This is a genomic window from Streptomyces sp. NPDC058985 (assembly GCF_042740985.1).
In the GTDB taxonomy this organism is placed as follows: domain Bacteria; phylum Actinomycetota; class Actinomycetes; order Streptomycetales; family Streptomycetaceae; genus Streptomyces.
In genome coordinates this window covers 1-19,162 of the sequence record NZ_JBHYJX010000020.1, presented here as the reverse complement: position 1 = coordinate 19,162, position 19,162 = coordinate 1, and the positions used below count along the sequence as shown (strand labels likewise).

The following is a 19,162-nucleotide window of genomic DNA, read 5'->3' as shown; positions in this document are numbered from 1 at the left end:
AAGGGTGTTGGCGGTGCCGGCCTCGGCTCGGGTGTCGTGCTCGCGCATCCACGTTAGGCAGACCTGCCGCCCGTGAACTGTCCGGCATTGCGCCGGACCGGACTGTGGCCGGACCTCTGATCAGCGTCTCCGACGAACACCCCCGGACTCGGTGACACCACCCCCCAGGTCATGCCTTCGACAGGGGGCAACAGCCATGCCGGGCCCGGAGGCCAGCGGCCCCATTGCGGAGCCGCAGAAAACATAACGGGGTGAGCGACCGGTCCGTCACCGGTCGACCGGCGGAAGACGGGCAGCAAACACCACCTGATCTGCGACGGCAGAGGCACCCCGCTGCACGTCATCACTACCGCGGCGAACGTCAACGACATCACCCAGACGCTCGCTCTGGTGGACGGCATCGCACCCGTCGCTGGCCGGCTCGGCCGACCACGCCGGCGGCCCGAGTCCCTCCTCGGTGACAAGGGGTACGACTCAAAGACCGTACGGCGGGAACTGCGCCGCCGTTGGATCCTGCCGGTCATCTCCCGAAAGGGCGCCCTGAACATCAAGGGCCTGGGCAAGCTCCGCTACGTCGCCGAGCAGACCTTCGCCCTACTCAACCAGTTCAAACGCCTCGCCGTCCGGTGGGAACGACGCCTCGAACTCCACGACGCCTTCGTTTCATTGGGCTGCAGCCTGATCTGCTGGAGGCGCCTCAAGAAGCGAGGATCATGAACTCACATCGCGCTTCAGGAGTTACGGCTCACGATTGAGGTGGCGTATGACGCGAGATCGTGGACCCAAACCTGCAAGCGCCGTCTCCTGAGCACGTCCAAGAGCGGGAGGGAGTGCGGGTAGGTCGCTGACCAGGTGATGTCGGTACCTCCATGGGCGGCCCGGGCCAGGTCCACAGACCCTCGATGCGATGCGAACAGCCCTGCGGCCTGTTGGTAGCTGAACCGCTGGTCGGGAACCAGTTCAATGACGCGCTCGCGGCAGCACACACGTCCGGTGCGGGAACTGATGGTGCGTACGTCACCCACGCGTGCCGGTCGGTCGACACCCGCAGGAACATCCCACTCGACGTCTGCGTAGGCGGACCACGACGGCCAGGATTCCGCATTCAGAAGTGCTGCGTAGACGAGGGCGGCAGACGCCAACGAGTGCGAAGAAGAGGTAAGCGCGAGGGGCGACACCCCACGAGGTTAGACCGCGACTCACCATGATCGTGCTATGAGCTCTAAGGCCCTTTATGTCGGAGGTGGCCCATCGCCTGCAGGGAGTAGCGGACGGACGCTTGATGCCTCTCACTCGCAGATGGCAGGTGTTGTGTGAACAGGCAGATCAATTATGAGTGACTTGACACCTTAGTTGTACGACTAAGGCTATTGAAATCGGTTAGATCTGCCATGGTGGAGGTTTGATAAACGCTGAGGAGGGTGAGTGGGCCGGACGAACGCAGAAGGTGCAGTGAGTGCCACCGAGGCGCGGAATGATCTCTTCGCGCTGGTGAGGCGGGCAGAAGCGGAGGGGCTCGCCACGCTGATCCACAAGCACCGGGAGCGGGTGCTGCTGGCTCCGCTCGACCGGCTTCCAGCCGCACGGAAGGCCGACGCGTTCCCCTCCCACGCGCTGAGTGCGGCGCAGAGGGATTTCGGCGAACTTCTCACCAAGACCGCTGAGGGCCAGCCGCAAGTGCTCCGCCGGGGCCGCACCCCGGTCGCCGTGCTCCTCCCCGTCGACGCCTCGTCAGGCGCGGCCTTGTCCAGCGCGGCCGCCCATACCAGCTCGGTACCCGCAGGAGGTGCGGTGAACAGCCCACAGGGCCAGAACCGGGGCAGGGCGCCGCGCAGGCTCGCCACGCTGGGTGACGCCATCGGCGCCGTACTCGCCTCCGGCCCGACCGGCGGGCCCGCATTCGGCTTGCCCGGCCTGGACGCGGCGACCGGCGGCCTGCAGCCCGGGCGGCTGACGCTGGTGGCGGCCGCGCCGAACGTCGGCGGGAGCCTGCTGGGCCTTGCGGCCGCACGGCAGACCGCGCTCGTGGACAACCAGCGGGTCCTGTACGCGGCTTCCGGCCCGAATCGGTCCGACATCATGCACCGCATCGTCTCCGCGGAGACCGGAGGCGACTACCCGCGCCTGAAGCAGGGCCGCCTCACCGAGCAGGAGCAGAAGATGGCGCAGAAACTGGTGCAGGCGCCACTGCTGATCGACGACGGAAGCGATCTGACCGCCGAGGGGATCGCGGAGACCGCCCCCTACATTCAGGACCTGGCTCTGGTGGTCGTGGACCGCATGCAGGCCGCGTACAACGCCCGGCTTCCCCTCTCGGGCGACCGTCTTCCTGCCGCCTCTCAGGTCCTGGCCTCCCTCGCGAGGGCTCTGCACGTGCCGGTTCTCGCGATCGTGGACAGTGACGATCCCGGGCTACTCGGGCTCCTGGACGCCGACGTCCTCCTGACACTCGCCCCCGCTGAGGACCCTCCCAAAGTCCAAGTGAGCGTCGCGGAGCGCGACTTCGGCATGATCTCGTCGGCATTCCTGAGCCCTGATCTGTTGCACGCCCGCTTCCTCGACGCCGGTGCACCTCCTGCTGTCCCTGCGGTCAGCGGCCGCCCTGGGGAGGGTGTGGGCAGCGTGGTGGAGCGGGAGGTGGCCGAGGCGGCGCTTCCGTACACGTCCGGTGCCCGCCAGGGCCTGCCGGCCGCCGTCACGCACGTGCTGTCCGCGCTGCGCACCGCGCTGGCCGACGGCGATCGACACGCCCTCGCCGAGCTCGGGCCGTCCCTTGTAGAGGTGGCCGCGGTCCAGCCGCAGCTGCCGGACACCCCTGAGGGCGCCCGTCTCGCCGCCGCTCTGGCCGCATACGCCGCCGCCGACTCCGCTGGCGGCCCCGGACAGGCCGCCCCCATCGCCTCGCCCGCGGGCACCGCCAACTCCCCAGACGAATAGGCGGGTTCGGAGAGGGAGGTGGAGATCCATCCGGGGGACGAGGAGGACAAGCCGGAGGGCGCAGTCTTCCCCGCGCTGAAGCTCCTCAAGGAGGCTGTCAGCCGCTCGAAGATGCATCCGGTCAAGGTCATCCGAACCGAGGACCGGGCCAGCGGCCCCTGGCCGCTGATCAGTGAGCACATGGACGGCGAACCGCGCTGGATCCACCCCGACGTCACCAGCACGCGGGTGCCCTTCACCCGGGGCAACGGGAAACGGGGCCGCCGCGACCAGCTCCACGTGCCGGCCTCCTTCGGTGAGGGGGTTCTGTGCCTGATCGACCGCAACGGCAGCTACCCGTCGGCCTGCTCGACCGTCCCCCTGGCCCCGAACGAACTGCTGCAAACCGGCCCGCTCGAGACGTTCGACAAGAGCCAGGCCGGCATCTACCTCATCGACATCCCCCAGTGGACCCGCACCGACATGCCGCACCCGCTGGGGCGGATCATCGACCGGCCCGACGAGCACGGCCGCGTGTGGGTCACCACCCCGCACATCAAGCATCTGGCCAGGCTCGCCCGCGACGGCCACCTCGCCGCCATGCCGTCCATCCACGACTCCTGGACGGGCAAAGCCAACGAGTCCCTGTTCAAGCCCTTCTACGAGGCCTCCCGCAAGGTACGTGCCGAACTCGTCGACGCCGGCGGCGAACCGTACAAGACGTACAAGACGCGGCTGTCCATCGCCCTGCGCCTGCTGTGGCCCAAGCGCCCCGAACAGCGTTCCCCGTTCTGGCGACCGGACTGGCGCATGAGCATGGTCGCCGAGGCATCCGTCCGCCACTGGACCGTCGCCTTCAAAGCCGTCCAGGAAGGCCACACCCTCCTCGCCCTGCGCAACGTCGACGCCGCCGTCTTCTGGACACCCGACGACACCCCACCCACCACCTACCGCATCGGAACCGGATTCGGCGAGGTCAAAGCCAAGTTCATCCAGCCCGGCGAGATCATCCCCGAAGGTGACGACTGATGGCGGGACCCACCGGCCGCGGCCACTCCCTGGGCAGCGCCCTCATTAACCTCCTGCGCGCCCAGGTCACCCCCCGCCACCGCCTGACGTCCTACAACGCCAAGCACTGGCACGCCCAGCTCTCCCAGCTCACCGGAACACACCGCGGACACCAGGCCCTGGCGGACGCCGGCCTCGACGTGACCGCCAATACTCTCCTCAACTGGCTCTCCGACCCCGAGTACAGCGTCCGCCGCAGCTACCGCGACCTCATCCACACCGCCTACGAGAACGTAGCTGTCGTCCCCGCCGACCCCATCCCCGACCACATCAAAAGCGGCCAGTACGAGATCAGCGGCTACGTCACCACCGGCACCGACCGCCGCGAACGCGGAACCACCCACGCCGCGCCCCTGCGCATCGACGGAAGCAGGGGCGACTGGGCACCGATCGAGGCCCTCTGGATGACCGGCGACTTCACCGACGACGAGTTCGAGGACCACTTCATCGACGACGTCATCGTGCAGGACATCGGCGAAGGCACCGACGGATGGGAATTCGACGGAGGCCTCTACTCCGTTGAAATCAGATAACGCACACCGGATAACCGGTCCCAGATGCGCCTCAGAGGCCGAAGACCGGGAGGGGGGAGAGGCGTCGCGGTGAGCCCGCCTAACCCACCGCCGGCCCACACCCGTCGAGCACATCCTGCACTGGTCGACCTGGCGCCGAAGATGACAACACCAGGCCCGCACCAGCCACTACAAGCGACGCGGACACAGCCCCTGACTTGTCCACCCGTCACCGCAAGCATCGTTGCAGTCCTAGGTGTTGCTGGCCATGACATTGGTGACGCTCACGTGGAGGCGTGAGGCTGGAGGACGGTTGCCGGTGGCGGTGTGAGGCCGGTGGTAGTTGTAGTGGACGTTCCAGACCGCGATCGCCCGAGCCCGTGCTGCTTCAGAGGACCACTGCCTGGCATACAGGAGTTCTTCGGCGAGGATGCGCTGGTAGCGCTCGACCTTTCCGTTGTGCCGGGGCGTGTAGGGCTTGGTCCGCTGGTGGCGGGAGGCCCACGAGAGGGCGGAGCGCGCGAAGGCCGCGGCGCGGTAGTTCGCGCCGTTGTCGGTCACTACGCGTACGACCCGGTGGATGCCGTGGGCGTCGAAGAACGCGCGGGCCCGGCTGAGGAACGCCACTGTGGTGGTGGCTTTCTCGTCGGCAAGGGGCTCGGTGTAGGCCAGGCGGGAGAATCCGTCGACGGCCGAGTGCAGGTAGACGTACCCGCCCTTGGCGCCACCGGTCTTGGCGCGCTGTGCAGCCCTGGCCTGCTCGGACCCGCGTCCATGGGCTCGCCACCCGCCGCCGTCTGGGATGCGGCCGACCTTCTTGACGTCCAGATGGACCATGTGACCCGGGTAGCGAGCCACAATCCGTTTCGGGCGCCTGTTGGTCGAGCCGTCGGGGTCGAGGAAGCGGCGCTGATTGATGCCCAGGCGCGCTAGCCACCGGCCTACGGTGCGCTCGCTGATCCGAACGCCTCGGCTGGCGAGTTCCAGGGTGATCCGGCGGGCGGACCACTTGTTCTCCCGCCGCAGCTGCTCGATCCGTTCGACTACATCGGACGGGATCTGGGTCGGTGAAGACTTCGGGACGCTCGGACGGTCCCGCAGCCCGGCCTCGCCGTGGGTGTCGTACCGGTTCTTCCACTTGGACAGACAGGCGCGGGAGACACCGGCCTCGGCGGCGACGTGCGCGATCGGACGCGTGCGGCAGCGCTCCACGAGCCGTCGGCGTCCCTCGATGTTCAAGGGGGCGTTCGCATGAGTCACCGCAGCACCTCAGTGTTCCGGCCGGCCGCGATGACGGTGAGGAGGGGGAACGCGATGAACAGCGCGACCGCGACGAGAAGCCCACTGGCCCAGAGCGGCCCGAGGACCCCGGCTTCGGTGCCGAGCGTGGTCGCAGCGACAACGGGGCCGGCGGCGGCACCCACGTTGAGCGCCGCCGTCGCATAGGAGCCGGCCATCGTGGGGGCGTCCGCAGCCTCGTAGAGGACCCGCGTGATCAGTGTGCTGCCCAGCGCGAAGGACAGCGCGCCCTGCACGAACACGAGGGTGAACAGGGCGACTGGCTTGCTGGCCAGCACCGCCACGGCGGGCCAGCCGATGAGCAGCAACGGACCGCCGACCGCGATGACCGGACCGGGATTGCGGTCGGACAGCCGTCCGGCGACGGTGACGCCCACGAAGGAGCCGGTGCCGAAGAGCACCAGAGCGACAGAGATCCACAACTCGCCCAGCCCAGCGCTGTCGGTCACGACGGGGGCGAGGAAGGTGAGGCTGCCGAAGGTCGCTGCGTTCACCAGCGCGCCGAGCAGCATCATCAGGACCAACCGCGGCCGGGTGAGCTGGGCCAGCTCCGCTCGCAACGCCGGCCGACCAACGGCCTCATTCTCTGCACGTCCTGCGGGGATCCCTTTCAAGATGCCGAGAGCAGCAGGCAGGCAGAGGACAGCGACAGCCCAGAAGGTGGCCCGCCAGCCGAGTGCCGTGCCGAGCACCGCCCCAGCAGGGACACCGGCGATCGTGGCCACTGTCGTGCCGGACAGCAGCACGGCCAGCGCGCGTCCCTTCCTGTCGGGTGAGACCAGCCCGGCCGCAGTCGTCAGAGCGACGGCAAGGAACCCCGCGTTCGCGAGCGCGGCAACAACCCGGGTGGCAAGCAGGACGGGGAAGCTCATGGTGCCGGCGCCCACGGCGTGAGCTACCGCGAACACGAGGACGAACCCGAGAAGGACCGGGCGCCGGGGCCAGCTGCGGGCAAGCGCGGCCACCAGGGGGGCCCCGACGATCATACCGATCGCGAAGGCCGAGGTGAGCAAGCCTGCTGTCCCGACGGTGATGTCGAGATCCGAGGCAATGTCCGGCAGAAGGCCGGCGAGCATGAACTCCGAGGTGCCCATAGCGAAGACCGCCAGGGCAAGCAGGTACAGCGGGAGAGGCATCGAGTGGCTCCGAGGTGAGGAGAGGCACGAGAAGGTCATCTCGTCACCGCGGCCAGCCCCGAGCACAACGTCCCACCGCAGAAAGCGGCGCGACGACAGGGCTACGAGCTCAGTGGTGCACGGGGCTGACGGCGTGACCGAAAGCCCCCACCGTGTCTGACTCAGGACTCGACATGCACCGCACGGTACCTGACCGATGCCCGTCGGAGCATCTTGCGTTCACGGGCATCGCCTACGTCACCAACGTCCTGTCCCGCAACACCTAGACCGCGCCCTGGTCGTCGTCTCCGTAGCCCCGACATCGGCGAGCCACTGCCGGCAACACCTCCAGCCCTCCTCCCATCCCCAGTCGGGGCAGGCGCTGTCGGCCTATCCCCAGTCGCAGCCGGTGCCGTCGCCGTCACGGTCGAGGTGGCGGCCGTAACCGGGCTCGCCTGCGTGGACAGGCGCCGCTCCAGCGGCTCGGGCTGCCGCGCAGTTCTCGTAGTAGACGCTGCCACCGCCACCGCTGGTGTTGTCGTTGCTGTCGCTTCCGCCGCTGCTGTTGTCGTAGGCGGGTGCGGCAGTGACGGTTTCCGTGACTTCGACTTCGACGGTCTCGGTGACGGTGGGAGCCGGCTCGGGCGTAGCACTGGCGGTCTCTGTGGCGGTGACAGTCACGGTGGGTTGGGGCTTGGCGGAAACGGTCTTGGCTTCTTCCTTGGGCTGGCTGTCGCTGGCGCCGGCTCCGATACCGAGGAAGAAGGCGATGGCGATGGCAGGACCGACGTAGCGCTTCCTCGCCCACTTTGGCGCCGGTCGTTCTGCTGTCGGCGGCGCATATGGATTGGTCACGATTCCCCCGAGGTGATTGTTGAACCGTTGACGATAGCGGCATCGTGGAGGAAATGTGAAGCTCTGGGGGGACGTCATTCGTTCGTGGCGGTAGGCGTTCCAGTTCAACCCGGCGTGGGCAGTTCCCCGGGGCCGACGGCTCACTTACGTGAAGTTGGTGGCGACGGCTGCCTCCAGCTCGTCCCGCCGCCGGTCGGCGCTGATCCGATCCTGGACGATCTCGCCGCTACCGGACATGCGGCTACACGGGAGCGACAGGGGATGCCCGCAGCCTCGATGCCGCGCCGCCAGTGCTGGTGCTCGGGCTGGGACGCGCAGGTTGATGAACGCGGCCAGCTGCGCCGGGTTGCGCGGGGTGGAGAGCTTGAGCAGCTTCCGGGCCGGTACCGACAGCGCGCTTCGGTCGTCCACGCCCTCGTCGTCCTCGCTGCCCATTCGGCTCTGTACGCCCGTGACGCTGCTGCGGGCCTGCTGTTCTTCGAGCTGCTCGACGACACGGGGGCGTCGTGGGCCCTAACTGACCGCTTCAGAAGGACCTGGACGTGGGATGCAACATCACTCCTGTTCGTAAGAGCAGTAACAGGACTACATCCCAGGCGTCGCCGCCGTCAGCCCAGGTTCACAGCCATTTTCGTAGTGAGGCGGTCGCACGGCGAAGGCCGGCGTGAGGGCCTTCCCCGATGCGCCAGTGTGTGCGGCCGGGGTGAAATCAGGCAGGCAAGCTGCGGTGGGTTGCCCGAACCCGGGGAGGAGTGCGTGTGCGCGTCGGACGGAGAGGCCATCCGGTCTCGAACGACGGAACGCGATATGTAGCCTATTGGGTACGGGTAGAGGTGGCTTCGCTTCCGCTAGTACGGTGACGGTATGCCAGATCGACGGAACGCAGAGGAGGCGGCCGCGCAGGTCACTGTCGTCTGGGGGCGTATCGAGAGGTGGCTCTGGGCCCACGCCCCGACGTCTGCCGCCCTGCTGCGCCCTCCGGCCGGAGAGGCCGATATCGTGGCCGTGGAAGAGGCGATCGAGGTGGCGTTTCCGTCCACGCTACGGGCCTGGTACAGACTCCACGACGGGATCGATGACCCCGCGGCTGGGGAGAGCTGGTGGCCGGCCGGGTTTCTTCCAGGACATCAAGGCTGGTATCGACTGGCGCAGTTGCAAGACGCTTACGTCACGCAGACACGCGACTGGGAGTTTGAGCCGGGCCGCATTCCGATCTCCTGCACGCCGGACGACATCTGGTACGGCCGGTACATTGACGCCCGGCCGGATGAACCGTCCTACGGCAGCCTCGGCCGATGGGCGGCCGACGAGGAGCCGGAGCCCCTGCCCACCTTTACCTCGGGCTGGCCGCTGCAGGCATGGCTCACTGCACTCGCTGACGCTCTTGAGCAGGGGCGCTGCCTCATCGAACCCGGCGGCCGCCGCGACGCATACACTTGGCCGGCGTTGACCGTGTGCGGTGGGCTGACGTGGGTGGACCCCCGGGACGAACGCCAGGTTCCGGAGGGCCGGATCCTTCTGGATGGTCCTCGCTGAGGCCTGGTGGCCTGGCATGAGCAGTGCCCTGCCGGGCCACCAGGCGCTCTTTACGGCTTGGGGACGCAGGTCACGGTTGCCTTGGAGGCGTCACAGTGTCCGAACTGGGGGAAGTCCACCCAGTACGGGTCCTGGTCGAGTAGCCGGTACTTTGTGGAGAAGCCCGAGCTGAATGCGCCGCCCATCGAGGTGGAGTTCATCCATCCGGACATGGAAGAGCGGCCGCAGACCTCATTCCAGGTCGGGGCTGCCGTGCGCTCGTCGTCGTACAAGTGCCACTCACCCTGCGTGGCACGGGTGGCGTAGGTCTGCACACATTCGTCGCCCGAGGAGACCGGGTTCAGTCCACCCATGTTGCTCTCGCTCGGCATGCCGCCGGAGTTGTAGCTGGAGGCGTAGGCGAACTCGTCGCACGATGCCTTGTCCGTCGGCTTGATCTCAGTGAGCTTCGTGGTGTCCGGATGGCCGTGCTTGCTTGCCCAACTGGAGCCGTCGGCCTCCTTGGGGCAGATGACGTCCCGGTTCTTCTGGGGGTCGCGGCCAGCAGCATTCTTGGACGCAGCGGGCAGGAAGAACATGGGCTTCTCGGCCGACTCGCTGCCCGGGTGGTTGGGGAGCTTGGACTGGATCAGCCACGCGTGCGCGACCGCTGCCGGCGTCTTGTCGAAGTTCATCACCCACGTCGGGATGTACTTGTAGAAAGTGCAGCCGGGCTTGGTGGTGGAGGAGATCTTGTCGCAGCGGATCTCCGCGTCCTTCGCCCTCCAGCGCATGGCTGCCGGGTTCGCCACCGGCGAGTAAGCGGTGATTTTCGTGGACAGGTTGAGCTTGTCGGCCTTGTTTGCAGAGTTCCAGGTATGGTCGATCGTCCCGACCGCCGAGTGCGAGAACGGATCCGCACCCGTCCATACCAGGGCACCGTCCCAGGACTGCTGACCGTTGGAACACCGGTCAGCGAGGAGACAATCGAATTCGACGTTCAGGGTTACCGACCCGAACTTCGCGTCGATCGACACTGGTACGAGCACAAGCTGCTGCGTGAACGTCGCCGAGGTTCCCGACAGCTGCACCTCCTGGCCGACGGCCCACGAGGCATTCAGAACTTCACCAGTGGGCTTGCCGTCCTTGACGACGATTCCTTCATATTCGTAGTTGAAGGTGCCGATGCACGCTCCATACCGTTTGATGTGGGAGTAGGTGAGGTTCGCGCACCAGTCGACCAGATGAGGCAGTGCCGCATGAGGCCCATTCATCCCGTTGGTGAGGGCATCGCGGGTCTTCTTGCTGTTGTCCGGCACCAAGCGAGAGCACGGCTGAATCCCTGTCTTCTCGTTCAGCTCGCCACAACTCCAGCCTTCCGATGCGCTGCGGCCGATGGGCGGCTCCGTCGGAGGCGGCGAGCTTATGTCCGGCTGGGCGATCTTCTGCGGTTCCTGGTGCCCGTCCTGGTTGAGCGTTGGCGCGTCCCTATCGGGCTCAGGAAGCTTGATGTCGACGGACCGGTTGCGGACCTTGAACTTGGCCCACGGAGACCACTCGGTTTCATACAGGCCGCCGTCGTAGGCGGAGGTGTGGAATGTGTAGGTGACTCCGGGCTTGAGATTGCCGTGGGGAACCGTCACTTCGGCGGGATCACCGGATTCGACGTACTTGGAGACCAGTACGCCGTACGGCTCGTCCTTGATGTTGACCTTGGTCTTTGGAGTGCCGTCGCTGTTGGTCGTCCAGATCTCAAAGGTCAGATTCGCCTTGTCGCCGTCGGGATCAGTGACGGTGTTGCTCAGTACGGCCTCGGATCTGTTGACCTGCCATACCCCGCCAGCCTGGGTGAAGGTCGGGCCTGCCTCTGGAGTCTTGCCTGAAACCGGCCGGCTCCCGGCTCTGGTGCTCTTCTCAGGTCCGGCAGCCGGTGTCGACGACGGAGGGGCGTAGGGATCCGGGCTTGAGACGGAGCCCTCGACTGCGGTGGCTGTTCCGGAGCCGAGTAACAGGAGGGCCGCGGCACCGATGCCGATGCGAGACAGCATGCGTCTGCTGCTGGAAGATCCAGACAAGAGGAGTTCCCCTCTGGCCCTGCGACGGTGTCTGCGTCCAGGGCTGATCGGTTTGGGTTGTCACGCCAGGACCTTCCTAGGGGCTGTCCGTCTCACGCATCAAGGCCATCTACCTGGAGGTTCCGCTTGTATGACGAGGTATCGGACGTGACCTTTCTGACGTTTAGTCAGGGTTGTAGAACAGGTCGGCCAAAATGCTTTTTGGCTAGATCGATGTGAGATACACGCAGACGGGTACATCGTCAGAACCATGCCTAAGTCGTCCAAATCGATGTTTTCCGCCTGGCGTCGCAGGGTTGCGACCAGGCCGACGGGTACCCACCGGCCGGACTTACCGGATCTGTCGGACCGCCCGGCCACCGGCACCTTCGCCGTCTCCACGTAAATCGCGCCATTCGGCCAGGGGTGCGTCGTGCCGTAGCTCCCCGGCAAGTGCCGTGACCGGGAACATTCGCCGGGGTGGGCTTGCGGTGGTGGATGATGCCGCGGGCCGCTTACCGGTCCGTGTCGAATCGGTGGAAATCGTTCGGTGATTCGGCGAGCATTCGCAGGTGACAGATGAAGCTGATCACCAGAGACCGCTCATGCGGAGCCCGAAACGGGTCCGTTTTGTCGAGCTGTCCAGCAGGACGATGTCCGCGCTGCTCGATGGAGACCTGTCCGGAGCCAGCAGGACGGCCGGGGTTTCGCTGACCGAGTACTTCGTGACTGACCAAGCACGCTGGCTGTGGCAGTTCGGGCTCGATCAGATGGCCGCCGAGCCCGGCCATGCGCGGTGGATGGTGCGGCAAGCGGTCGTCGGCGACAAGGGGCTTGTCGTCGGGCATGTCGGGTTCCACGGACCGCCTGATGAGGTGGGCATGGTCGAGATTGGCTACTCCCTCGCTCCCGACTTCCGTCGCCAGGGGTACGCCCGATCCACACTGATCGAGTTGCTTCGCCGGGCAGCGGTCGAAACCGCCGTCAGGACCGTGCGGGCGGCGATCAGCCCCGACAACGTGGCATCCCTGGCCACGATCTCGGGCTTCGGCTTCGTTGAGGTCGGAGAGCAATGGGATGAGGGGGACGGTCTCGAGCTCGTCCTTGAGGTACCTGCCCGCCAGGTTCCACCTGCTTGATGGGAGGTCCGCGGCAGGACGCTGAGCTCCTCACCGAAGGCACCGAGGCTCAGAAGCAGCCGTACCAGAGATTGCGCAATCGCATCTCGGAGGCGATCCGGGCCAGGTCACTGCTGCCCATGTGGTTCGTGACGGTGCTCGGCCCGGTTGCGCCGACCCGCAAGACAGAGGACTGGCTGGAGGCAGCGACATCCCTACTTGCCTACCGCATCACCGACCAGGTCCTCGCCCTGGCCGGACAACCAGACGACGATGATCCCGGGCGAGATCAATGGCGTCAGGAACTGACCGAGGCACTGCGCCACTGGTAACGCCCGGCGAGCATGCCGTCGCGGCACAGGACCGCGACTGACCGAGGTGGTTGTGGGCAGGCTGAGGCAGATTCATTCCATGATTCGGTCGACGAACAAGCCGGCGGCGGTTGCCCCGGCGGTGACGGCCACGGGCACAGGAATTCGCGGTGAGGATGGCGAACAAGCTGGCGCCGATGCCGGTCGGCGTGACGAACAGGAAGATTGTGGCGGAGCGCTGGTTGAGCAGCCCTTGCTCTTGCCGACTTGATATGTCTGGATCTGAGAGCACCACGATCCTGCTGCCGCTGAGTACGGCAAGGCCCTTTCCCGGGCAGTCCTTGGCGGTGCAGGCGATGCTGGCGTTCCACCGCACGACTGCGCCACTGCGCGGTGCACAAGGTGGGCGGACGGCGAGCAGTCCCTCCGCGGCGGCGCGCAGGGAACAGCCGCTCAGCCCGGTTGCACCACCGTCCCCTCGTCTCCACGGCAACGGTGGAACTCGCTGACACCTGGATCGCAGACCGCTACCGTTGGGACACGGTGAGTGAGTGAGGGGATGTGGGGGGAATCGTGGAGAACTGGCTCTACTTGGCCGTCATCATGTGCAGTCTGGCCGTCATCGCAATGCTCGGTGTAGTCGTCACCCTGATCCTGAGACTGCGGAAGAGCTTCCAGTTGCTGAGCAGCGAGGAAGTGCCGTTCCAGAACAAGTTCGCGTTCTGGGCGTCGATCGTCTACGCGATCTGTCCGATCGACCTGCTGCCCGATCCGATCTACCTCGACGACATCGGTATCCTCTTCGCCGCCCTTCACTCGCTGAACAAGGCGGCCGAGCGGGCCGGCATCACGGCCAGGTAGCCCGCCCCGCGCATGCCGCCGCCGCATTCGCGGGCTCTTAGGAGGCTGCGGCCCGCCGGGACGGGCGGCGGCTACGGAGCGCTTCGCCGGAATGCCAGAGCGCCGTGTGCCTGACCGCACGCCCTGGATCTCCCCTTACCCAGACCCCCACCCTTCACGATGGAGGCCTCGCATGCCGGACGAGTGGAACTTAGGGATTGAGCTGATACCGCAAGCCGGAACGCCGGAGCCCGCGGCGGAGGACGGGGACTCCAAGTACATTCCAGGGCTGGCGGACGCCTCGCGCGACGGCGACGGCGACGGCTCCCGGATCGCGCGTGCGCGAACGGCCGTGGTCGTCAGGGCGCGCCAAGCCGTTGAGGCGCTGGCCGAGGACGTAGGCCGGCAGATCGGCACGGTGGCAAAGCAGACGGCCACCGGTCTCGAATCGGTGCCGCTTGATGAAACGCGCTACTCCGCGTCTCAGGTTCAGCTGACCTTTAGCGTCAAACTGACTGGGGGATCGGGTAAAGCCGTCGAGGCGTTCATCTCAGCTGGCGGCGAGGCGCAGATCCAGGTCACTCTCACCCTGGACCGGAACTAGCAGCCATGGAGTCGCGTCTACCGCGCCTGTTGCTCGCTCATGAGGTCGATTCCGAGGCCGATCCGGATCATCAGATGCTGCCGGGGGCGGGAGCGCGTTCCGCGTTCGTCATCGACGAGCGGTACGCGCTGACGGCCGAGCACTGCATCTGGCAGACCCCGGAGGGACCGTGGGTGCTGCGCCTGCCAGCCGACCCGGTGACGGGCGCCACGGCGGTGTGCGTGCCTGTCCGGGTCGTCGACGCCGACAGAAATATCGACGTGGCCCTCTTGGCCCGCGTGCCGCAGGAGGAGCCGACCGTCGAGGACGCGGCCGAGCGCCTGTTCCGCGAGTTCGCAATGGCTCTTGGCGGGCCGGTGGTCCGCGACACCCCGGTGGGCATGTCGGGCATACTCAGCGGCAACCTGCCAGACGGCGTCGCGCTGTCGGGGATGGTGGTCGCGCCGGAGGTCTCGGTCGTCACCGCTCGGGCGATGCAGTTGTTCGTCAACGAGTTCGCGGCCGCGGCGCCCGACGACCCCAAAGGCGCGAGCGGCAGCGCGGTCGTCGTGTCAACGGCTAACGGCGAGTCGGTCATCGGCCTGGTGCGGTCCTACGCGCCGGCCGAGGGCATCCCCGCCACCGCACGCCCAGCAGGGCCCAACCGTGCATCAGCGCTCGGGGGCAAGGCCTTCGCCACACGCATCGACGACATCGCTCGCAGGTTCCCCGTTGTGGCCGATCTGCTGGCGGTGACCGCGGCTCGCGATCTGGCTCGCCCCGGCGCCTCCCAGGTCGCCGGGCGCCGCTCCTCCCTTGCGACGCTCCTGCGCGCCGACGCCGAGCGGACCGCGTTCGTCGGCAGGGAGACGGAGATCCGCGACCTGCGGGCGTGGTGCAGCTCGGACGACGCACGTGCCGCCCGGCTGGTGACCGGGCGGGCAGGCCAGGGCAAGACCCGCCTGGCGCGTCGGCTGTGCGCCCTGATGGTCGACGACGGGTGGGTCGCTGTGGTGATGCGGGGCAGCGGCGAGCCCGAGGCGCTCGACTTGGGCATCCTCCGGGCGGCCCAGACCGGGCGGCCGCTGCTATTGGTGGTCGACTACGCGGCGGAGTACGGCGCGCGGGAGCTGCGGGCCGTCCTGCGGCGCCTGGGCGATACGGCTCGGCCGACGCCGTCCGTGTGGCGGATGCTGCTGATCGCCCGCAACGTCGGCGACTGGTGGAGCGGCAGCACGGGCTTCCCATCGGCCCTCGGCGCCGCGGGGGTCGCCGTCCGCCCCGAACCTCTGCGGTTGGCTGGCCTCACCGCCGCCGGCGACGACCGCGACCGATTCTTCCGCACGGTCCGGGACGCTCTGCGGCCCGATGTCGCGCGGTTCGCTGACCAGCATGAGTTGGCCGTGGCCGCTGATCCGGTCATGCCCCCGCTCGACCACACCGACTACGGGGCGCCCCTGATGATCCACATCGCCGCCGTCTGCTCGCTACTTCCGGCGGCCGCCGCCACCGGCGACGAGTTCCAGCCGGAACACGTGATCGATCGGCTCCTCGACCTCGAACGCGACCACCATTGGCTCTACGCCGCCGACTACGAGTTGAGCGCTGAAACCAAGACCGCCTTCCGCGATGTCGCCGAGGGGCCCGCAGGCGCCCGCCGTGTCGAGGATGTGGTCGCAGCCGCCACTCTCTTTGGTGCCGCGGACCGCTACACCGCCGCGCGCCTGGTCGAGGCCGCGCTCGGCAACCAGGCCCGGCTCATCGACGTCGGCGCCGTCGCCGATTGGCTTCGCGACCTCTACCCACCGGTGTCGGGATCGGAGGTACCTTCCCACATTGCTCCGCTGCAGCCCGACCTGCTCGGGGAGGAACTGGTGCTGCGGGTGCTCAACCGGCAGCGGGCCGACGGTCTGCCGGAGCCGGAGCGGATGCCGTACGCAGTGCTGCGCAACGGGGTCGACCAGGCGCAGGCACGGCGGCTGCTTACCGTGCTCCTCCGCCTGTCCGAACGCCGCCCGGAGGCCGCCGCCCTCGTTTCGGGCCGCGTGCACGACCGTGACGGCAAGGCCCGGGGCGTCGTGGCGTACATTCCCGTCCACTTCGACCTGAGTCCGGTGGAAGCCGCGGTGCCGACCCACAGCGCCACACTCGTGCACGCCGCGGCCCGGCTGTGTGACCACGAGCTGGCGCGCACCCGTGTACTGCTGGGCGAGGACCGCGATCCCTTCCGCGCGGATGCCGACGCCACAGACGTCAAGGGGATCCAAGAAGCCATGGCGCAGATCCGCCGGGCACCCCCCGAACTCGCCGCCGCGCACGCCCGGAACTACATGAGGTACGCGGCGCGGGTACTTGACGTGGGCTACATCGACGTTGCGGTGGACCTCGCAGACAAGGCCCACCGCATCCTCGGGGAACTGATCGTCGACGACCGCTACGCCCCCGACTTCGCCGAGGCGTTGCTGACACTCGCGCTGGCCCTGGACCGGTTCGGCGTCGAGGCCAACGCCGCGCTCTACGCCGACGAGGCGGTCCAGACCTATCAGCGCCTCGCGTCGGCTGGCCAGCTCTCCCTCGCCGACCGCGCCCGCTTGGCACAGGCACGATCGGCGATCGCCGCGACCCGGGGCAGCCCTCACGCCGCCGCAGACCACGCCCACGACGCCGTCGTCACCTATCGCCGGCTCGTCCACTCCGACAGCGACGACTTCCTCCCCCTACTCGCCAGCGCACTCGACACGCTCACTGACCGGTGCTCCTGGGTCGGCAGGTCCGCCGACGCCGAGGAGGCGGCGACCGAGGCGCACGGTATCCACCGCACGCTCGCCGGCCCGTGGTCGGGCAAGAACACCCTGGGGCTCGCGGGAGCGGTGTTCCGCCTGGCGCGCAGCCAAGCGGAGTCCGGCGAGCACGAGGCCGCCCTGGAACTGTGCACTGAGGGCGCAGAGCTGCTGGCGTCCGTGGACCTCTGCGAACTGACCTCCGGCCCGCTGGCCGCCAATATCGCGATCCGCGCAGCGCACTCACTCCGGGCACTGGGCAGAACACAGGAGGCGCTGGCCTCCGCCGAGTACGCTGTCACGCTGGGGCGGCGCCTCTTCCAGCTGGACCGCGTCGCCTACCAGATCCCGCTGGCCCGGGCCCTGAGGGCCACGGCCCGCTGCGCGCTCGACATGTCGGGCCCCTCCGCCGCATTGGACGCGGCACAGGAGTCGGCCAACCACTTTCGCGTCGTCTACCGCAAGAACGAGACGCTGCTTCTGCTTCCCGACGTGGCACGCGCCTGTGTCTTGGCAGCAAAACTGCACGACCAACTCGGCGGCAAGGACGCCGCTGCGCGACACGTGCTAGCGGCCGCGGAGTACTGGGCGAAGGCGAACCGGCTCGCCCCCGGGCTCTTCGCCGACGACATCGCCGCCACACGGGACTTGGCGGAGAGGATCGACCAGCGGCCGGCGCCCGCCCCAGAAGGCGGTCTGCGGCGCTGGACGCGCAAGGTCGCCGAGAGCGTGCGCACCGAGGTCCGGCTGTCCATGGCAACCCCACGGCGCCTGCGCGGACAAGTAGATCGGCGAGCCCGCGAGCAGGGCACTGAGATGCCGGACCGGGACCGCGACTACCGTGAACTCCCATGGAACCGCGACGATGCAGTCACCGATATCAAGGTCTGAGAGGGCGGTAGGAGACCTGATTCCTGATTGTCCGTTTCGTGCGGGACAGTAGGCATGTCGTGGCGACGTCGGTTGGCTACGGCCGGGCTGGATGAACATAGTAACCAGTTCGGTGACTGGCAGGATGCCGTCCTCATCGTGCCGCCCTGTCTCGTTGCCCGCTTCACCCAGGACGTCACCGCGGCCATCCAGCCGGCGTTCGGGCACGTGGTCGGGCGGCATGGCCTGGAGCTCGGCGGAGTTACCGCCGCGCCCGCGCTTCCCGACATGGTGACAACTGGCGTCAGATACTGCAGGAGCGACTCGCTGGCGTTAACGGCGCGAAATGGCCCCAGATTTTCGGTCTGGGCTGGCCCCGCGTTGGTGGTTGAAGCGGCCCTTGTTCCGGCCTGAACTGGCTCCGGGTTCCGGTCTCAGCAGGGCCAGCGATGGTAGTCGTGGGGCTGTTGAGGTGGGCTGATGGGCCATGAGCGAGAATGCTGCGCATGACGACTTGAAGGGCACTGGCAAGGCGGTGGCACTGGGTCAAGGTGGCGACCTGGGACACGGTCGAGGACGGTGATCGCCGAAGCTGCACTGCCTGCGGGACCGCCGTCCGCTCCTACCGGTTCCGTCTTTATCCGCCCGAGTCCTCGATGTTCGAGCGGTGCGTCGGCTTGGCATGGTGCTCTGGGTGCCGGATCTACTCCAGTGCAATGGTCCACATGCCCCGAACACGTGTCCTCGCCGACGCGCTGGGCTCCCTGTCTGAGGACGAGTCTGTTCGACTGCGCCGCAGCGAAGCGAAACTGGTCGACTATCTCGATCGCCAAGGTCGCCGGAAGCCTTGATCTACATCCAGAGGGTGACCGGTCATCTGTGAGGGCTACTTCTTTGCCTGTTGCTTGGCTTTGGTCTGGGCGAGGCGGTAGGACTCGGTGCCGGTCTCGATGATGGTGCCGTTGAAGGTGAGCCGGTCGACGATGGCCGCGCAGAGCCGCGGGTCGGTGAACGTCTTGGTCCAGCCCCTGAACGATTCGTTCGAAGCGATGGCCACGCTGTTCTTCTCCTCCCTCTCGGTCAGAACCTGGAACAGCATCTCGGCTCCCCGCCGGTCAAGCTCGAGATAGCCCAGCTCATCAATGCAGAGCAGATCGACGCGCCCGTAGCGAGCGATCGTCTTCGACAGCTGCTTCTCGTCGGCGGCCTCGACGAGCTCGTTGACAAGCTTGGCGGCCAGGGCATAACGGACGCGGCAGCCGGCCATGGCCGCCGCCGTCCCGAGCCCGATCAGCAGGTGGGACTTGCCGGTGCCGGAGTCCCCGA

17 protein-coding genes and 1 pseudogene are annotated in these 19,162 nt (G+C 67.5%); 11 read left to right on the top strand and 7 right to left on the bottom strand.

What is annotated here, in order from left to right; genetic code table 11:
• Positions 1–279: 279 nt before the first annotated feature.
• Positions 280–717: pseudogene (locus ACFW01_RS19150) on the top strand (IS5 family transposase); the annotation flags it as partial.
• Between the two features lie 14 nt (positions 718–731).
• Here the strand turns inward: ACFW01_RS19150 and ACFW01_RS19145 are convergent.
• The gene (locus tag ACFW01_RS19145) at positions 732–1,178 is read right to left on the bottom strand and encodes an SRPBCC family protein (protein ID WP_234957679.1); all 447 of its coding nucleotides are present in this window, start codon (positions 1,176–1,178) and stop codon (positions 732–734) included.
• A 274-nt stretch (positions 1,179–1,452) separates the two neighbouring features.
• On the opposite strand from ACFW01_RS19145, the gene ACFW01_RS19140 reads away from it, so the two are divergent.
• Genes ACFW01_RS19140 through ACFW01_RS19130 form a run of 3 tightly spaced genes read left to right on the top strand, consistent with a single transcriptional unit; the run spans position 1,453 to position 4,517 of the window.
• The gene (locus ACFW01_RS19140) at positions 1,453–2,937 is read left to right on the top strand and encodes a DnaB-like helicase C-terminal domain-containing protein (protein ID WP_234957678.1); all 1,485 of its coding nucleotides are present in this window, start codon (positions 1,453–1,455) and stop codon (positions 2,935–2,937) included.
• An 18-nt stretch (positions 2,938–2,955) separates the two neighbouring features.
• The gene (locus ACFW01_RS19135) at positions 2,956–3,945 is read left to right on the top strand and encodes a hypothetical protein (RefSeq protein WP_384504844.1); all 990 of its coding nucleotides are present in this window, start codon (positions 2,956–2,958) and stop codon (positions 3,943–3,945) included.
• A complete protein-coding gene (locus tag ACFW01_RS19130; protein WP_234957676.1) occupies positions 3,945–4,517 on the top strand; it encodes a hypothetical protein in 573 nt (190 codons plus the stop codon). The genes ACFW01_RS19135 and ACFW01_RS19130 overlap by 1 nt, the downstream gene beginning before the upstream one ends.
• A gap of 231 nt (positions 4,518–4,748) precedes the next feature.
• On the opposite strand, the gene ACFW01_RS19125 is transcribed toward ACFW01_RS19130, so the two are convergent.
• From ACFW01_RS19125 to ACFW01_RS19110, 4 genes are all read right to left on the bottom strand, one after another.
• Complete coding sequence (locus tag ACFW01_RS19125) at positions 4,749–5,756, bottom strand: IS481 family transposase (RefSeq protein ID WP_234957675.1); 1,008 nt, start codon at positions 5,754–5,756, stop codon at positions 4,749–4,751.
• Positions 5,753–6,931 (bottom strand): Cmx/CmrA family chloramphenicol efflux MFS transporter, encoded by a 1,179-nt coding sequence (locus tag ACFW01_RS19120; RefSeq protein WP_234957674.1) that lies wholly within the window; start codon positions 6,929–6,931, stop codon positions 5,753–5,755. Before ACFW01_RS19120 ends, ACFW01_RS19125 begins: the two co-directional genes overlap by 4 nt.
• 369 nt (positions 6,932–7,300) lie before the next feature.
• Positions 7,301–7,765 carry an excalibur calcium-binding domain-containing protein gene (locus ACFW01_RS19115; protein ID WP_234957673.1) on the bottom strand — a complete coding sequence of 155 codons (465 nt, stop codon included), beginning with the start codon at positions 7,763–7,765 and terminating at the stop codon, positions 7,301–7,303.
• Positions 7,766–7,909: 144 nt separating this feature from the next.
• Positions 7,910–8,176 carry a hypothetical protein gene (locus tag ACFW01_RS19110; protein WP_234957672.1) on the bottom strand — a complete coding sequence of 89 codons (267 nt, stop codon included), beginning with the start codon at positions 8,174–8,176 and terminating at the stop codon, positions 7,910–7,912.
• A gap of 453 nt (positions 8,177–8,629) precedes the next feature.
• Between ACFW01_RS19110 and ACFW01_RS19105 the strand changes: the two genes are divergently transcribed.
• Positions 8,630–9,301, top strand: a complete 672-nt coding sequence (locus tag ACFW01_RS19105) for an SMI1/KNR4 family protein (protein WP_234957671.1) — start codon at positions 8,630–8,632, stop codon at positions 9,299–9,301.
• 50 nt (positions 9,302–9,351) lie between these two features.
• Here ACFW01_RS19105 and ACFW01_RS19100 read toward each other — a convergent pair whose 3' ends face one another.
• Positions 9,352–11,328 (bottom strand): hypothetical protein, encoded by a 1,977-nt coding sequence (locus ACFW01_RS19100; RefSeq protein WP_234957670.1) that lies wholly within the window; start codon positions 11,326–11,328, stop codon positions 9,352–9,354.
• Between the two features lie 659 nt (positions 11,329–11,987).
• Here ACFW01_RS19100 and ACFW01_RS19095 point away from each other — a divergent pair.
• From ACFW01_RS19095 to ACFW01_RS19070, 6 genes are all read left to right on the top strand, one after another.
• Positions 11,988–12,473, top strand: a complete 486-nt coding sequence (locus ACFW01_RS19095) for a GNAT family N-acetyltransferase (RefSeq protein WP_234957669.1) — start codon at positions 11,988–11,990, stop codon at positions 12,471–12,473.
• A 119-nt stretch (positions 12,474–12,592) separates the two neighbouring features.
• Positions 12,593–12,784 (top strand): hypothetical protein, encoded by a 192-nt coding sequence (locus ACFW01_RS19090; RefSeq protein WP_384504836.1) that lies wholly within the window; start codon positions 12,593–12,595, stop codon positions 12,782–12,784.
• Between the two features lie 552 nt (positions 12,785–13,336).
• A complete protein-coding gene (locus ACFW01_RS19085) occupies positions 13,337–13,624 on the top strand; it encodes a DUF1232 domain-containing protein (protein WP_234957667.1) in 288 nt (95 codons plus the stop codon).
• A 172-nt stretch (positions 13,625–13,796) separates the two neighbouring features.
• The gene (locus tag ACFW01_RS19080) at positions 13,797–14,207 is read left to right on the top strand and encodes a hypothetical protein (protein ID WP_234957666.1); all 411 of its coding nucleotides are present in this window, start codon (positions 13,797–13,799) and stop codon (positions 14,205–14,207) included.
• Positions 14,208–14,212: 5 nt separating this feature from the next.
• Positions 14,213–17,857 (top strand): hypothetical protein, encoded by a 3,645-nt coding sequence (locus ACFW01_RS19075; RefSeq protein ID WP_384504832.1) that lies wholly within the window; start codon positions 14,213–14,215, stop codon positions 17,855–17,857.
• Positions 17,858–17,911: 54 nt separating this feature from the next.
• Positions 17,912–18,250: a hypothetical protein gene (locus tag ACFW01_RS19070; RefSeq protein WP_234957663.1), complete on the top strand. Its 339-nt coding sequence runs from the start codon at positions 17,912–17,914 to the stop codon at positions 18,248–18,250.
• A 472-nt stretch (positions 18,251–18,722) separates the two neighbouring features.
• Here the strand turns inward: ACFW01_RS19070 and ACFW01_RS19065 are convergent.
• A partial coding sequence (locus ACFW01_RS19065; protein ID WP_384504828.1) for an ATP-binding protein occupies positions 18,723–19,162 on the bottom strand: 440 nt, incomplete at its 5' end.

Excerpts from the sequence above, each read along its gene's own strand:
- ACFW01_RS19130 (WP_234957676.1), top strand. The coding sequence starts at position 3,945 with ATGGCGGGACCCACCGGCCGCGGCCACTCCCTGGGCAGCGCCCTCATT.
- ACFW01_RS19120 (WP_234957674.1), bottom strand. The coding sequence starts at position 6,931 with ATGCCTCTCCCGCTGTACCTGCTTGCCCTGGCGGTCTTCGCTATGGGC.
- ACFW01_RS19105 (WP_234957671.1), top strand. The coding sequence starts at position 8,630 with ATGCCAGATCGACGGAACGCAGAGGAGGCGGCCGCGCAGGTCACTGTC.
- ACFW01_RS19100 (WP_234957670.1), bottom strand. The coding sequence starts at position 11,328 with ATGCTGTCTCGCATCGGCATCGGTGCCGCGGCCCTCCTGTTACTCGGC.
- ACFW01_RS19095 (WP_234957669.1), top strand. The coding sequence starts at position 11,988 with ATGTCCGCGCTGCTCGATGGAGACCTGTCCGGAGCCAGCAGGACGGCC.
- ACFW01_RS19090 (WP_384504836.1), top strand. The coding sequence starts at position 12,593 with ATGTGGTTCGTGACGGTGCTCGGCCCGGTTGCGCCGACCCGCAAGACA.
- ACFW01_RS19080 (WP_234957666.1), top strand. The coding sequence starts at position 13,797 with ATGCCGGACGAGTGGAACTTAGGGATTGAGCTGATACCGCAAGCCGGA.
- ACFW01_RS19075 (WP_384504832.1), top strand. The coding sequence starts at position 14,213 with ATGGAGTCGCGTCTACCGCGCCTGTTGCTCGCTCATGAGGTCGATTCC.
- ACFW01_RS19070 (WP_234957663.1), top strand. The coding sequence starts at position 17,912 with ATGTCGTGGCGACGTCGGTTGGCTACGGCCGGGCTGGATGAACATAGT.